The organism is Pontibacter brevis (assembly GCF_054779655.1).
Genome location: NZ_BAAGXV010000027.1, coordinates 94082 through 109001 on the forward strand (window position 1 = coordinate 94082; position 14920 = coordinate 109001).

12 protein-coding genes and 1 riboswitch are annotated in these 14920 nt (G+C 48.8%); of the genes, 6 read left to right on the plus strand and 6 right to left on the minus strand.

The genetic code is table 11. The features are described 5' to 3' along the window. Window positions 1–332: 332 nt before the first annotated feature. The 3 genes from ACYVB1_RS08245 (at window position 333) to ACYVB1_RS08255 (ending at window position 3387) form a co-directional block, all read left to right on the plus strand. Window positions 333–1052, plus strand: a complete 720-nt coding sequence (locus ACYVB1_RS08245; protein WP_460922639.1) for a phosphoadenylyl-sulfate reductase — start codon at window positions 333–335, stop codon at window positions 1050–1052. Window positions 1053–1196: 144 nt separating this feature from the next. Continuing rightward, window positions 1197–2105 (plus strand): sulfate adenylyltransferase subunit CysD, encoded by a 909-nt coding sequence (gene cysD / locus ACYVB1_RS08250; protein WP_460922642.1) that lies wholly within the window; start codon window positions 1197–1199, stop codon window positions 2103–2105. A 1-nt stretch (window position 2106) separates the two neighbouring features. Continuing rightward, on the plus strand, window positions 2107–3387 hold the full coding sequence (locus tag ACYVB1_RS08255) for a sulfate adenylyltransferase subunit 1 (RefSeq protein ID WP_460922645.1): 1281 nt from the start codon (window positions 2107–2109) through the stop codon (window positions 3385–3387). 154 nt (window positions 3388–3541) lie between these two features. Here ACYVB1_RS08255 and ACYVB1_RS08260 read toward each other — a convergent pair whose 3' ends face one another. From ACYVB1_RS08260 to mug, 6 genes are all read right to left on the minus strand, one after another. Further along, window positions 3542–3988, minus strand: coding sequence for an OsmC family protein (locus ACYVB1_RS08260; RefSeq protein ID WP_460922649.1), 447 nt, complete (start codon window positions 3986–3988; stop codon window positions 3542–3544). Between the two features lie 113 nt (window positions 3989–4101). Next, entirely contained in the window at window positions 4102–5268 is a 1167-nt protein-coding gene (locus tag ACYVB1_RS08265) for a trans-sulfuration enzyme family protein (protein WP_460922652.1), read from the minus strand. A 152-nt stretch (window positions 5269–5420) separates the two neighbouring features. Then, entirely contained in the window at window positions 5421–6947 is a 1527-nt protein-coding gene (locus ACYVB1_RS08270) for a TSUP family transporter (RefSeq protein ID WP_460922655.1), read from the minus strand. 207 nt (window positions 6948–7154) lie between these two features. Further along, the gene (locus ACYVB1_RS08275; protein WP_460922658.1) at window positions 7155–9287 is read right to left on the minus strand and encodes a nitrite reductase; all 2133 of its coding nucleotides are present in this window, start codon (window positions 9285–9287) and stop codon (window positions 7155–7157) included. A gap of 510 nt (window positions 9288–9797) precedes the next feature. Continuing rightward, window positions 9798–9899, minus strand: a riboswitch (SAM riboswitch). Window positions 9900–10493: 594 nt separating this feature from the next. Continuing rightward, the gene (locus ACYVB1_RS08280; protein ID WP_460922661.1) at window positions 10494–10778 is read right to left on the minus strand and encodes a hypothetical protein; all 285 of its coding nucleotides are present in this window, start codon (window positions 10776–10778) and stop codon (window positions 10494–10496) included. A 422-nt stretch (window positions 10779–11200) separates the two neighbouring features. After that, the gene (gene mug, locus ACYVB1_RS08285; RefSeq protein ID WP_460922664.1) at window positions 11201–11755 is read right to left on the minus strand and encodes a G/U mismatch-specific DNA glycosylase; all 555 of its coding nucleotides are present in this window, start codon (window positions 11753–11755) and stop codon (window positions 11201–11203) included. Window positions 11756–12086: 331 nt separating this feature from the next. Between mug and ACYVB1_RS08290 the strand changes: the two genes are divergently transcribed. From ACYVB1_RS08290 to eboC, 3 genes are read left to right on the plus strand one after another with little or no spacing between them, the layout of a single operon-like run. Continuing rightward, window positions 12087–12950, plus strand: a complete 864-nt coding sequence (locus ACYVB1_RS08290) for an EboA domain-containing protein (RefSeq protein ID WP_460922667.1) — start codon at window positions 12087–12089, stop codon at window positions 12948–12950. Between the two features lie 46 nt (window positions 12951–12996). Next, window positions 12997–13941: a TatD family hydrolase gene (locus ACYVB1_RS08295; RefSeq protein ID WP_460922670.1), complete on the plus strand. Its 945-nt coding sequence runs from the start codon at window positions 12997–12999 to the stop codon at window positions 13939–13941. Beyond that, on the plus strand, window positions 13941–14849 hold the full coding sequence (eboC, locus tag ACYVB1_RS08300; RefSeq protein ID WP_460922672.1) for a UbiA-like protein EboC: 909 nt from the start codon (window positions 13941–13943) through the stop codon (window positions 14847–14849). The genes ACYVB1_RS08295 and eboC overlap by 1 nt, the downstream gene beginning before the upstream one ends. The last annotated feature ends 71 nt before the right edge of the window (window positions 14850–14920 follow it).

Below are 14920 nucleotides of genomic sequence, written 5' to 3' on the forward strand. Positions count from 1 at the left end.
CAAACGACAGCTTACTACACATCGCCTTCTTTTCCTGGTAGCGCTCCTGCTGCCACAGTTCCTACTTACGCTCTGTCAGCATGCTGCTGTTGTTGTTGCTGTATGCCGTGCTAGGCGTTTAAATCTATTGCCTTAGATTTTACTTTCAGCACTTCTGCCCTGTCAGGCGCCCCTGTTTTTCACCCTCTTTCTTTTTTTCAGGCATTATGTGCCCATGCTTCAGTTGAATTTTTATGCTGTTGCGGGCACAAAAAGAGGAGCAGGATAGTTATAACCCGGGAGCAATGACAAACAACTAAGTTTCATCTTCCCAAGATTTTAAATTACCACACATGAACGATATATCTGCTTTAGAAACCAAACTGCCGGCACTGCTTGCACTGCTGGAGGGAAAAGGCATCGAAGAAGGTCTGGCACTGCTGGCTTCGCAGTTCGAAGGGAAAATTGCCTTCTCCAGTAGCCTTGGCATCGAAGATCAGCTTATTACGCATTATATATTCGAGAACAACCTGCCTATCCGTGTTTTCTCGCTGGATACAGGCCGCCTGTTCAACGAAACTTATACTCTGCTGCACAAAACCAACCGCCACTACGGTAAAAACATAGAAGTCTTCTTCCCGAAGCACGAGGCTGTGGAGCAAATGGTAAACGAGAAAGGCACACTGAGCTTCTACAATTCTGTGGAAGACCGCAAGCAGTGCTGCTTTGTGCGTAAGGTAGAGCCTTTGAAGCGGGCATTGCAGGGCGTAGAACTCTGGATTACAGGTATACGGGCAGAACAGTCTGATGCACGCCAGAACCTACAGTTGCTGGAGTGGGACCCAGGTTTCCAGGTAATAAAATACAACCCCCTGAAGAACTGGTCGCTGGATGCCGTGCGGGAGGCTGTGCGCCAGCTTAACATTCCCTACAACCCGCTGCACGACAAAGGATTCGTGAGCATTGGCTGTGCCCCTTGTACCCGTGCCATTGCCGAAGGAGAAGACTTTAGGGCAGGCCGCTGGTGGTGGGAAAGCAACTCCAAGAAAGAGTGCGGACTGCACGCCAGGTAATAAAGCATCCAGAGCATGATTTAAATTTGTTCTTCTTTACAAAGAATTAATTTAAATCATGCTTTACGTTTTAAGTTCCCTTAATTTTGCACCCAAATTTAAAGTCGTTTCGCTGAAACACGATTTGAATAAACAATACAAGAAATGAATAAGAGATACCTTGATTACCTCGACCAGCTGGAGGCAGAAGCCATCCATATCATGCGTGAGGTAGCGGGCCAGTTTCAAAAGCCGGCCTTACTGTTTTCGGGCGGTAAAGATTCCATCACCCTGGTGCGCTTAGCTGAAAAGGCTTTCCGCCCGGGTAAATTCCCATTCCCGCTGGTGCACATCGACACGGGCCATAACTTTCCGGAGGCTATCCAGTACCGTGATGAGTTAGCCGAGCGACTGGGTGAGAAGCTGATTGTGCGTAACGTAGAAGACACCATCAAGAAGCAGAACCTTTCGGAGCCAACCGGCCGCTATGCCAGCCGCAATGGTCTGCAGACGTATACCTTGCTCGAGACAATAGAAGAGTTTGGTTTTGATTGCTGCATTGGTGGTGCCCGCCGCGATGAGGAGAAAGCCCGTGCCAAGGAAAGGATCTTTTCAGTAAGAGACGAGTTCGGACAGTGGGACCCGAAACGCCAGCGCCCGGAGCTCTGGAACACCTACAACGGCCGTATTTCTCTGGGCGAAAATGTGCGTGCCTTCCCTATCAGTAACTGGACGGAACTGGATGTTTGGAACTACATCAAGCGCGAGAATATCGCTCTTCCAAACATTTATTTTACCCACGAGCGCGAGTGCCTCATCCGCGATGGAAAGCTAATGGCCACTTCAGATTTTATTTACCGTGACCCGGAAGATGAAATTGTGACCCGCAAAGTACGCTTCCGCACCGTAGGCGACATGACCTGTACAGCTGCTGTAGAGTCTGTGGCATACGACATAGACACTGTGATTGCAGAGATAATAGAGTCAAAAATAAGTGAGCGTGGCGCTACCCGTATCGACGATAAGTTATCGGAAACGGCAATGGAAGACCGCAAGAAAGGAGGATACTTTTAACATGGATATATTAAGATTTATAACGGCAGGTAGCGTAGACGACGGTAAAAGTACCCTCATTGGCAGATTGCTGTACGACACAAACCAGATTTATATCGACCAGCTGGAAGCCATTGAAAGCTCTGGCCGGGTAAACGAAGACGGGCAGGTAGACCTGTCGCTGCTGACGGACGGCCTGAAGGCAGAGCGTGAACAAGGCATTACGATTGACGTAGCCTACAAGTACTTCAGCACGCCAAAGCGTAAGTTTATTATTGCCGACGCCCCTGGCCATATCCAGTATACCCGCAATATGGTAACGGGTGCCTCCAACTCCAACCTGTCTATCATCCTGGTAGATGCCCGTAATGGGGTGCAGGAGCAAACCCGCCGCCACTCTATCATCTCTTCGCTGCTTGGTATTCCGCACCTGGTTATCTGCATCAACAAAATGGACTTAGTCGGTTTTGATGAAAACGTATACAACCAGATTGTAGAAGATTACAAGCAATTCGCTGCCTCCAAACTGACTGCAAAGGACATTACCTTTATCCCGATTAGCGCCCTGAAAGGCGATAACGTGGTAGACCGCTCTGAGAAAATGCCATGGTATGAAGGCCCTAATCTTTTAGAACACCTGGAGAAAGTGCCGGTATCAAACGACTTTAACTTAGAAGACGCCCGTTTCCCGGTGCAGTACGTCATCCGCCCTCACACGCACGAGCATCACGATTACCGTGGCTATGCCGGTAAGGTTATCAGCGGCACCTACAGCAAAGGCGATAAAGTGACTGTTCTTCCTTCTGGCCAAACCTCTATTATCAAATCAGTAGAACTGGGTGGCAAGGAACTGGAAGAAGCTTTCGCTCCTATGTCGGTTGTACTGCAACTGGAAGATGATGTGGACATCAGCCGTGGCGATGTGATTGTGAAGCAGGAAGAAAACCTGGACGTAACAAAAGAGTTTGAAGCACTGGTTTGCTGGATGAACAACAAGCCGCTGAAGCCAGGTGCCAAACTGTTGCTGCGCCACAACTCTACCGAAACACGCGCGGTTGTAAGACAGATACAGTATAAGATAGACGTAAACTCGCTTGATAACATCATCGACGCAGATCAGGTACAGCTGAACGACATTTGCCGTGTGCAGATTAAAACAGCTACTCCCCTCCTGCTCGACAAGTATGAAAACAACCGTGCAAATGGCGGTTTCATATTGATTGATGAGACTTCCTTTACAACCGTTGGTGCCGGTATGGTAGAAAGTATCACGCACGAGAGTGAACTGAATTACATGATTTAAAAAGACACTCCACGGGTCTGTTGGACACCGGGAGGTCAGGAAGCAAAAGAGCCGCTGCGGGTATACCTGCAGCGGCTCTTTTGTTTTTATTTCTAAATACCACAAGTTCGAAAAACTCGCACCAGAGAAATTTAGCCTTGAAATGGATTTGCTATTACACTAGCTCGCCTGGCATGCCCAGCTTCCCGGCTCCCACTTCAAACGTGTGGGTGATGGTAGCTGTTTTGTAAAGAATGGCTGCTACCGAGCAATACTTATCCATAGAAAGATTGATGGCTTTCTGCACTTTCTCCTCATCCAGCGGCCCGCCCAGCATAAAGTGCACATTGATGTTCTTGAACAGGGATGGAATTTCGCCTGGCGTCCTTTCTGCCGTTACTTTTATGTCGAAGGTATCAATCTGCTGGCGCTGCTTTTTCAGAATCTGAATGATATCGATGGCGCTGCAACCGCCTAAGCCCATAAGCAACAGCTCCATAGGGCGGGCACCTGCGTTGTGACCGCCAATTTCAGGCGAACCATCAATCTGAACTGCTACGCCAGAGGCACCCGTTGCTGCAAAATGAAAATCCTGATCTACGCGTGTTAAATTAACTTCCATGTTCATTTATTTTTTACAGATACAGCTACAGCTGCATGTAAACGCGAAACTGTAGCTGCATGATTTGATAATAAAAAGAGTCTTATTAAACCAATCCTTTGATTGGATATTCACTACACCTTTGCCAGTGCCTGCTCTATGTCCTGGATGATATCTTGTATGCTTTCCAAACCAACAGAAACCCGGATAAGGCCTTCAGAAATACCTGTAGCAGCCTTTTCCTCAGCTGACAGTTTAGAGTGAGTGGTGGAAGCCGGATGCGTCACGATGGTGCGCGTATCGCCCAGGTTTGCACTGATGCTGGCCATCTCCAGGTTATCAATAAACCGCTTGGCTGCATCATAGCCACCTTTTACCACAAAGGTGATAATGCCTCCACCCTGCCTCATCTGCTTTTTAGCCAATTCGTACTGCGGAAAAGATGGCAGGAACGGGTAGTTTACTACCTCCAGTGCCGGGTTGTTTTCCAGCGTTTGTGCCAGCTTCAGTGCATTTTCGCAGTGTTTGTCGATGCGCAGCGAGAGTGTTTCCAGACTTTTAGAGAGCACCCAGGCATTGAACGGCGACATAGCCGGACCTGTATGGCGGGAGAAGAAGCGTACTTCTTTTATCAAATCAGCCCTGCCCACTACCAGACCGCCTAACACACGACCCTGCCCGTCAATGTACTTCGTGGCAGAATGCACCACCAGGTCAGCACCGTATTCTATCGGGTTCTGCAGGATACAGGTAGCAAAGCAGTTGTCCACCACAAGTATCAGGTTATGCTTGCGCTTCAGTTCACCCAGCCACTCTAAATCAATGAGCTCCAACCCAGGATTGGAGGGCGTCTCGATCATGATAAGCTTGGTCTCAGGCTTGATGAGGCTTTCCCATTCTTCCGGCTTGCTGGCATCGGCGTAGGAATGGGTAATGCCCCAGCGCGGCAGCACACTCGTCAGCAACTGGTGGGTAGAGCCAAAAACAGCACGGCTTGCTAGAATATGGTCACCTGCTTTCAACAAAGAGGCCATGCTCGTGAACACGGCTCCCATTCCTGTAGCAAAGGCAAAACCATCTTCGGCATTCTCCAGATAGCACATTTTCTCCACCAGCTCATCCACGTTCGGGTTTGAGAAACGGGAGTAAATGTTTCCTGGCTCTTCATCGGCAAATACTGCACGCGCCTGCTCTGCATCCTCAAAAAGGAAGCTGGACGTTAGGTAAAGAGGTACCGAGTGTTCCCGGTTATGGCTGCGCTTGGTCTGCAGCCTGATAGCTTTTGTTTCTTTATCAGACATATTGATTGTTCATTGCTAATAGCAGGTTGTTTTGCTGCGGACACCTAAAAGCTCCGTCTGCTCACATCCCGATTATATTTAATTTAATTCTTTGAGCTCAAGTTAAGAAGGTGTCCCCGTATCTTCAAACTGTGGGGCGCCTGATCCCCTGATTACATAAAGAAAGCCATAAAGATAAGGCGCAGGCTGACGATAATAACCACAATACCCACGATGATCATCATCGTCTTTACCGGAAGCCTTCTGGCAAGCATTGCTCCTAAGGGAGCTGCAATAGTACCACCTAGTATCAGGCCTATGATTATTTGCCAGTGCGTAATACCTATCAGGGAAATAAAAGCTACGGAGCTCGCAAAAGACACGAAAAATTCGGCTAAGTTAACAGAACCTACTGTATACATCGGGTGCCTGCCCTTTGCAATGAGGGTGGAGGAAACAATAGGCCCCCAACCGCCGCCACCAATGGCATCCATAAATCCCCCGATGGCACCCAACATACCCAGCCTTTTGACAGGGCTCTTCTTGACACGCTTCTTCAGCACTTTCCGGATAATCAGGATACCCAGGAACAAGGTGTAGCAGGCTACCACCGGCTTAATGAGGTAAAGGTACTCCTCCAGCGTATAAAGCAGGAAAGCTCCTACAATAGCCCCTAATACTCCCGGAAACACAATGGTTTTGAACAGCTTGCTGTTCACGTTCCCGAACTTCAGGTGCATCCAGCCAGAGGCACCGGAGGTAAAAATCTCAGAGGCATGCACACTCGCACTGGCGGCCACCGGCGATACGCCAAAGCTAAGAAGGAATGTTGTGGCACTCACACCGTAGGCCATGCCCAGCGCGCCATCAATCAGCTGCGCAACAAAGCCTGCCAGGATAAAAATGAGGATTTCCCTGTCTACCTGTGCTGCTACATCCATGGCCATGGCACCAATGGTGCTGAAGGGAATATAGCTGAAAAGCAGGTGGCCGGTTACCATTAGGGCAAGCGCAGCGAAGAGGAGCATCAGCACCACCTTCAGGCTGTATTTTGCCTGCTTTTTTTTCTCCCTTACGGTGGTAGCAGTTGCAACAGTCGGCTCCACCAGAATTTCAGTGGCTTCGTTCAGTCGCTTCACTTTATAGGCAAAGTCGCCCTTAAGCTGCGCCCGCAGCTGCGTGAGCTTATCCAGCACCTGCTCCATCTCATCGGGCAGAGACTCATTCAGTACCTGCTTCAGGCGCTTGGCTACCGTCGGGGATTTACCGTTGGTGGAGATAGCAAGCTTAAGGCTTCCTTTCTGTACAATAGATCCAAGGTAAAAGTCGCATTGCTGCGGTGTATCCGCTACGTTCGTTAGAATCTTTCGCGACTTTGCCAGGTCCCGGATGGTCACATTCAGCACATGGTCGTCCGTCGCCACCAGTACCAGGTCCTTGCGTGTCAGGTCCTCTTCCTGAAACTCCCGCTTCACAAGCTGCACCAGTGGGTGACGGGCTACCAGTTCCACGATTTCCGGAAGTATTTCGGGTGCAACCAGTACCACCTGTGCCTTCGGACTATTGGCTAAAATGGCGGAAAGTTTTTCCAGGCCCACAGCGCCTCCACCTACCACAAGTGTCTGCAATTGCTCCAGTTTCAAAAAAACCGGAAAAAGCGGATTCGTAGCTGTTTGAGTTGATGTTGCAGGAGAAGCCATGGTTGTGTTAGGAGCGCTACTCATTAATATATTCAGTATATCGGAAACATAAGACTATGCTGTACTGCTTCCTCCACCTGTCCAGGTTCGGGAAGTACTGCAGCATCAGATGATTCCTTATACCATCTTCATGTCTTTTTAAACGATGAAATGGCTGACTGCTGAACAATTGAATCCAGCAGCCAGCCATTTAACCTTTCTCCTTTACTACCCCTCTTGATTTAGCCTGGCAGGTGCAGTTATGTCACGCTGCTCCTGACGGTAGCGTGTAGCTTCCTGCAGGAATAAAGTGGCTTTGTTCAGGTATTCTTTCGCAAAGGCCTCGCTTGGCTTGTTCTTGTTTATCTGCATTACTTCGCTGCTGAAATCAGGCTCAAAACGGAAGATTCCCTCTGCTACATAATGTGTGTCAAAATCCTGAATGATGCCAGCCTGTGTGTTACACTTTACATTCTTATCCAACAGAAGCGCCTTGGCGGTACTTACATAAGAAGCATAACCATAGTAGATGGCATCAGCAAAACGCTGGTCTTCCATTGCTTCGGCAGCCCACTCCAGTTTCTCATCAGACTCATACAGCAGCGTAGCTACCAGGTCAATCATAACACCGGCACACTCACCCACGCCAATGGCAGTTTCAAACTGCTCCTGGTGCCCCCAGTCAATGTACTCATCTGGTGTTAGTGTGGTCAGGTCAGCCAACGGCTTCAGCATCTGGTAAAAGTAATCTTTGCCGTTTCTGTCGTAGTACTCGTTAAAGCGCTCGTTTTCCAGTTTGTTCGCCTGGTAGTCGTTGATAACCTGGCGCACTACTTCCGGACCACGCTTGCTTGGCACTTTCAGCACTTTCTGTGCAATACGGCCTTCGCCATTCACCACAGTACCACCGCCCAGCAGCACCTGCAGCGCAGGTATCACGCTCTTGCCGCTCTTCAGCGAAGAACCATGGAAACCCAGATTCGCCATGCCATGCTGGCCGCAGGAGTTCATACAGCCGCTCATTTTAATCTTGATATCCCTGTTAAAGAGCAGTTCCGGGTATTCTGTGATGATCAGGTCCTCGAGTACTTTGGCAGCGGTCACACTGTTGGAGATACCTAGGTTACAGGTGTCAGTACCAGGGCAGGTAGTGATATCGGCCACACTGTTGAAGCCTGGCTCAGCAAGCCCCAGTTCATCTAACCTGGAGAAGAAGAATGGCAACGCCTGTTCCGGCACATATTTTAGCAGCAGGTTCTGGCCTTGTGTTACCCTTATCTCATCGGCAGAATATTCACGTACCAGCGGTGCCAGCTCTCTGGCTGTATCGCTGCTGATGTCGCCGGTCAGAACTTTGATGTAAACACCATAGTAGCCTTTCTGCTTCTGCTGGAACACATTTGTCTTCAACCACTTGTTGTACTTGTCTGTGTCCTCAATTACGAAGTCGGGGATTTCTTTTACTTCAGGCAAGGCCGGATCAAAGCTCGCAGACTTGTCAATTTCAAAAGAATGTGACTTCAGGGCATTATACTCCTCGTTCACCAGGCGCATCACCTCTTCCAGTCCAAGTTTGCCAATCAGGTATTTGAAGCGGGCTTTGTTGCGGTTATTGCGTTCGCCATGGCGATCAAAGATGCGCAACACGCCCTCAATGAAAGGTATCACCCTGTCTTCAGGAAGAAACTCATAGGCAGTATGTGCCAGTGCCGGCTGGGCCCCCAAACCTCCGCCAATCATAACTTTAAAGCCACGGATGGTTTCGCCGTTCTCTTCTTTTACCTTCGGTATAAACCCAAGGTCGTGCATATAAGATAAAGCGGTATCAGAGTCGCTGGATGAGAAGGACATCTTGAACTTTCGGCCCATGTCCTGGCAGATTGGGTTACGCAGGAAGTAACGGAATGTGGCATCCGCATAAGGCGACACATCAAACGGTTCTTCCGGGTCAATACCCGCTTCCGGCGAAGCCGTCACGTTACGCACCGTATTACCGCAGGCTTCACGCAGTGTAATATCATCTTTCTCCAGGTTTGCCCACAGTTCAGGTGTTCTGTCCAGACTCACAAAGTGGATCTGGATGTCCTGACGTGTAGTCAGGTGTAGGTTCCCGGTTGAGTATTCATCAGATATAGACGCAATGCGCAGCAACTGCTGCGTTGTCATTCTACCAAAAGGCAGCTTGATACGCACCATTTGTACACCTAGCTGGCGCTGGCCATATACGCCACGGGCCAGGCGCAGGCTCTTAAATTTATCTTCCTGTAACTTACCCTCACGGAACAGCCGGATTTTCTTTTCCAGGTCAATGATATCCTTTTCGACTATCGGATTCTCTATCTCAGATCTAAAGCTTTGCATACAAATGTTCTGTTTTATAAATGAGCCTGTAAAGGCTTCTGCTCAAATTTGTTATTAATATATCAATCAGCAATTTAATGACTTACTACCCGGGGCAGTAAACTGTATAATATAAAGTGTCAACAACAGACACTTGAGGTACAACAGTGCATGCACCTGCTGCCAGCAGGAAGGCATGTAACGGAGGCACCGGTTTTTAACCCGGAAGCCTGTTGATGTATAAAATGTGCAATTGTGTGAAGCATAAACTTGTTGCTTTGCGCTGTTACGAAACGGTATATGTACCTGATATGCCGCACCCTGCGCTATGTTAAAGATTAAAAAGGTTGATAAGTTCCTTTACAACCGGCAAAAGCTACGTTAGCCTGGCTGCAGGAAAGAGGTGGGGAATCCTTTAACAGGAACAACAGCAACAACAGCACATCACAGGCAAAGATGTAGCAACGGCGTTAGCAGGAGGTAACAAACTGGTAGAGTGGAATATGCCTGATGTCTTGTTCATGGTTCTTTAATTTATATTTCCCCTTCGTTGGGCAGGACTTGGCACCTTTCCAATCGGATGGTTGCCAGAGGGTCTGGGAGCCTGTTCTCTCGCCTCTTCGTCTATAAATTTCTTGCGGATAGCAATAATATTCTTTGCAAAAATAGAAAATAAATATCACATAGTATACCAGATTGCCAAAAACATGCGATTATTTTCTATACAACAGTTCCGTACCACTGCACAGGCAGCTCCTTTTATCTGATTCCCTGGGTGGTTTTGGCTGTGGCAACAGCAACCATAATCTATAAACAGCGGAAAGCTGTTTTTGTTCCGCCTGTATAAACTTACCTGATTTTATGTTCCTGTTTCCGCTCGTGCACCAGTACTCCAATTCCTCTACCAACACTTCTATTATATGTGCGACACTGGTAAGTCCACTGGAATGTTGTCGAAAGTTCCAAAAAAAGACGGCGGTGCTTGCATGCTGCAGCTTAAACTGTGATGTTCCATACGAGGAGGACATGGCTATCAGGCATGACGTAAACGGCATTGACAATGAATAGCACTTACGTTTCTATTGCTTCCGATACAGAAGGGCTCTCCTATTTTAAAGAGGCTTTTCTGCTGGAGGACTTTTATGGAAGCCTATATAAAAAAGCATCCTCTCCACATGCCCTTTTCTGGCCATATGGAGAGGATGTGTGTAGAACTACTGGTATAAATTATACTGCCTGCTTTTCCAGCTCACGGTAAACCTGCTTTGTTTTAACATGCAGGGAGAACCATGAATAGTTGCTTTTCAGCATCTCAAAGTTAGAACCTTCTACCACACCATTTAATCCCTTCTTGGAAAGTGCATCGGCAATTACATCATCTTCAATAATGAAGCTATCCACTACTAATCCACCATTTACAAAGGAACACGCCAAACCTGTTTGGTCAGGCTTGTAAAGTAAAGTTTTGCTTTTGTTAAGTCCGCTCTCAAGTCTTTCTAAATAATCCTTCATGATGCTTTTAATGTTCTAACTTTTAAGTTTGATTTTATATGTTTGGTTTTTAGTTCTATTGGGTTGACACTTATAAGAGCTTTATAGTTCAAAACTATACTCAAAAACTTCAATAAACTATAACAACAAAGTAAACGGTACTTTTTCAAGGGTAAACAGCACTTACATGTATATACATTGAAAAAAATATACCTTTTCCTCTCATGTTTTAGCTTTTTACAGCTAAAATATATACATATATATTTTTCTATGTAATCAGATTGCACCCCTTATACTCAGCACCAGCTAACAAGGTTTCAATTTTTTCAAAATATTTTTTGGTTTAAAAAAGTCAGCAGGTTCTACACCTCCGGTTCAACTTTTTAAGGCTATCGTTTTGTAAAGAGGTAAAGACTCTTCATTTGTCTTATTTAGTAGCCGTCTTAGAGGAGTAAACCATCCCGCAGTTCCCGATACACCTGTGCCAGCGCAGCCGGTGGGTAATGGGCATTTAAGCCGCTGGGATTTGGCAGCACCCAAAGCCGGGACTCACCTATTGTTTCCGGCTGTGGTCCCAATACGGCTTTGGGTAGGCTGAAGGCAGTGCGGTAGGCCGTAACACCAAGGAAAGCCACCACTTGCGGCCTATACTGGATTACCTTTTCTTTCAGCAACCTTCCTCCTTCCACCAGCTCTGCAGCACTCAGTTCTGCCGCCGCCGCGGTGGCTCGCGCCACGAAATTTGTGATGCCACAGCCGTATGTCAGCAACTCCTGCTGCTCATGAGGTTTTAACTGGCGTGGCGTGAAGCCTGCCGCATACAAAGTAGGCCAGAACCTGTTGCCGGGGCGGGCAAAATTGTACCCGGTGGCAGCAGTATAAAGACCAGGGTTAATGCCACAGAACAGCACCTTTAAGTCGGGAGCTATGACATCGTGTACTGTCTTTCCTGCAGCAGCTGATATTTCCTCTTTCGTGGGTTTATATATATGCATCATTCTTTTTACCTTTACCAGTGGGTGCTTTGTTGCAGCAAAGCGGTTTTCTGGCAGGTGCAGCCTATTCTGCAGGATTTTTTTTCTTGTGCAGCCAGAATGAGTGTTTAAACGCTTATCAGGACAATAAACCTGTTCCACTGCAGGCGCGCAACTTTCCTGCACTGCCAAAGTTGGCTCAGCGTTTTACCTCTTCATTAGCAGAACGCCATGGCAGCAAATAAAAATTTGCTATCTTGAAGGCTAAGAAAGCAGCATCAACAGGTTACGGTAATCATTGTTTATCTTAAACCATACACACGTGTATCAGGCAGACATAAATGCAAGCAAAGCATTGCTGAAAGTACTTTTGAAGCGCAGCACAACAGACCGGGGCATTGAATGGCTTACCCAGAAAACAGGGCAGTTAGGATCTGAAGCCGCCATGGGAAAAGACTTGTACCTTGCCTTTAGCGCTGCCCCGCGTTTTGTCGGCAAAGAGAAGCTGCAGGTAACTGACGCAGACCTGGAGCAGGCCAACAACATCCGGGAAGGTTTTAACCCAATCCGTTGGACTGCTGATCAGGCCGCCCGCACCCTGCTCCTCTTGTCTCTTCCGGCACAGGATGCCGATGCCTTTGTAAAAAAAGTGGAGACCCTGTTTAGTACCGCAGACATGGGCGAGCTGGTAGCACTGTACGGAAGCCTGCCCCTGCTGCCCCACCCCGAAAAGTTTAAGAAAAGAGCTGCAGAAGGCGTGCGCACCAATATAGGCGACGTGTACGAGGCCGTGGCGCTTGAGAACCCCTACCCTGCGGAGTATATGGAGGAAGATGCCTGGAACCAACTGGTACTAAAGACCCTGTTCGTCGGCAAGCCCCTTTACCGCATCTACGGCCTGGAGGAACGCAGCAATCCCAAACTAGCCCGCATGCTGACGGACTATGCGCACGAACGCTGGGCAGCTGGACGCCCGGTGTCTCCGGAGTTATGGCGCCCGGTTGGCCCTTTTATAGATGAAACGAATATCCAGGACATTAAGAAACTCTTCTCGCAGCCTAACGAAGCAGAGCGCGAAGCAGCAGCACTGGCCTGCGCGAAAAGCAGCTATGGCCCGGCCAGAGAACTGCTGGAGACACACCCTGACTTAAAGCAGAAAGTGGAGAGCAATGAGCTGAACTGGGACCTGATTGGCCGCACATCGACAGTACAGAGTTAACTGAAACAGATTTAAAATAACACATCACCGATATAAGATAAAGCATATGAACACCCAGAACCTGATGCTGATTGACCCGCACATACACATGACGTCCCGTACCACCGACGATTACGAGCGCATGCGCCAGGCAGGCATTGTGGCCATTATCGAACCTGCCTTTTGGTTGGGACAGCCCCGCACAGAAGTCGGCTCCTTTAAAGATTACTACAGCAGCCTGGTAGGTTGGGAGCGCTTTCGGGCAAGCCAGTTCGGCATCAGGCACTACTGCACTATCGGCCTGAACTCCAAAGAGGCAAACAACGAGGCACTGGCTGAGCAGGTAATGGAACTGCTGCCGCTCTTCATCTATAAAGAGGGCGTGGTAGGCGTCGGTGAGATTGGCTACGACGACCAGACCCAGGCAGAAGATAAATACTACCGCTTGCAGCTGGAGCTGGCGAAGGAAACAAACATGCCGGTGCAGATCCACACGCCGCACCGCGATAAGAAATCCGGCACCATCCGGAGTATGGAAGTGAGCCTGGAGCACGGCATTGCCCCGGACATGGTGATCGTGGACCACAACAACGAGGAAACAGTAAAGGATGTGCTGGACAGAGGTTTCTGGGCTGCCTTCACGATTTACCCTAACTCTAAAATGGGCAACGAGCGCATGGTGGAGGTTGTGAAGAAATATGGCACAGAGCGCATTATGATTAACAGCGCAGCCGACTGGGGCATCAGTGACCCACTTTCTGTACCTAAAACAGCCTCCCTGATGCTGGAGCGCGGCATCTCTTTAGAAGATGTGCGCAAGGTGTGTTACCAAAACGCACTCGAGGCCTTTGGCAAAAGCGGCCAGATGAACGAATCTGACTGGCTTAGCCCTGCAAGCGTGGATCAGCGCGAGAAATTTTCAGACAATTCTGTATTAAGAGGAGGACAAACACCTGTAGTCGGCAACCTGGGAGCTGACGAGGGAGAGTTTGGCTCAAACATCGTACGTTGATGACCCGACTAGGCGCTTATCTGCGGCTCATGCGCCCAGCCAATATCATCACGGCCATTGCAGATATCATGATGGGCTTTGCAGCCTCAGGGGCTTTGCTGTCGCGCCCTTTCTGGGAGGGTGGATTGAACGCTGAAACGCTTCAGCCGTTGGGCTGGCTTGTGCTGTCCACGATTGGCCTGTATGGCGGTGGTGTGGTGTTCAACGATGTGTTTGACGCCGATCTGGACCGGGTAGAGCGCCCGGAGCGGCCCATACCCAGCGGAAAGGCCTCTGTAGCGGGGGCTGCCACCTTAGGTGCTTTTCTTTTAACAGGCGGGGTGTTGGCGGCCTGGCAGGTGTCGCTGGTAAGTGCTGCCATTGCCCTGGCTGTTGCCTGCCTCGCTTTGTTATACGATTACCGGGGCAAGCACAACACCTTTCTTGGCCCTATCAACATGGGTGCCTGCCGTGGCGGAAACCTGCTGCTCGGGATAAGTGCCGTGCCTGCTGCTGTAGGGCAACTGTGGTTTATGGCGCTTATCCCGATTGTGTATATCGCGGCTATCACAATGGTGAGTCGCGGGGAAGTACACGGAGGTAACACAGCCGCTCTGAAGGCAGCCGCTTTTATGTATGCCCTGGTGTTTGCTGGTATCATGACCCTTTCGCTGTTGCCTCACTTTAACCTATGGTACAGCATTCCTTTTTTGCTGCTGTTTGCTTACCTCATTTTCCCGCCACTTTTCAAGGCAATGCCTGCCAAAGAGCCAAAGTTGATCTTCAAAGCGGTGAAAGCCGGTATCCTGGCACTGATAGTGATGAATGCCAGCATGGCCGCAGGCTTTGCCGGTTGGCAGTATGGGCTGCTGGTATTGCTGCTTTTACCGGTTTCTATTTATGTAGCGCGGAAATTTGCCGTTACCTGAGAATTGTTAGGCCCTGCACGGTGTTCTACAAGAAAGAAGACCTAAATTGGGTAACATTTAGGTCAATAAAC

Coding starts and splice junctions, on each gene's coding strand:
- ACYVB1_RS08245 (WP_460922639.1), top strand. CDS start 333: ATGAACGATATATCTGCTTTAGAAACCAAACTGCCGGCACTGCTTGCA.
- cysD (WP_460922642.1), top strand. CDS start 1,197: ATGAATAAGAGATACCTTGATTACCTCGACCAGCTGGAGGCAGAAGCC.
- ACYVB1_RS08255 (WP_460922645.1), top strand. CDS start 2,107: ATGGATATATTAAGATTTATAACGGCAGGTAGCGTAGACGACGGTAAA.
- ACYVB1_RS08260 (WP_460922649.1), bottom strand. CDS start 3,988: ATGGAAGTTAATTTAACACGCGTAGATCAGGATTTTCATTTTGCAGCA.
- ACYVB1_RS08265 (WP_460922652.1), bottom strand. CDS start 5,268: ATGTCTGATAAAGAAACAAAAGCTATCAGGCTGCAGACCAAGCGCAGC.
- ACYVB1_RS08270 (WP_460922655.1), bottom strand. CDS start 6,947: ATGGCTTCTCCTGCAACATCAACTCAAACAGCTACGAATCCGCTTTTT.
- ACYVB1_RS08275 (WP_460922658.1), bottom strand. CDS start 9,287: ATGCAAAGCTTTAGATCTGAGATAGAGAATCCGATAGTCGAAAAGGAT.
- ACYVB1_RS08280 (WP_460922661.1), bottom strand. CDS start 10,778: ATGAAGGATTATTTAGAAAGACTTGAGAGCGGACTTAACAAAAGCAAA.
- mug (WP_460922664.1), bottom strand. CDS start 11,755: ATGATGCATATATATAAACCCACGAAAGAGGAAATATCAGCTGCTGCA.
- ACYVB1_RS08295 (WP_460922670.1), top strand. CDS start 12,997: ATGAACACCCAGAACCTGATGCTGATTGACCCGCACATACACATGACG.
- eboC (WP_460922672.1), top strand. CDS start 13,941: ATGACCCGACTAGGCGCTTATCTGCGGCTCATGCGCCCAGCCAATATC.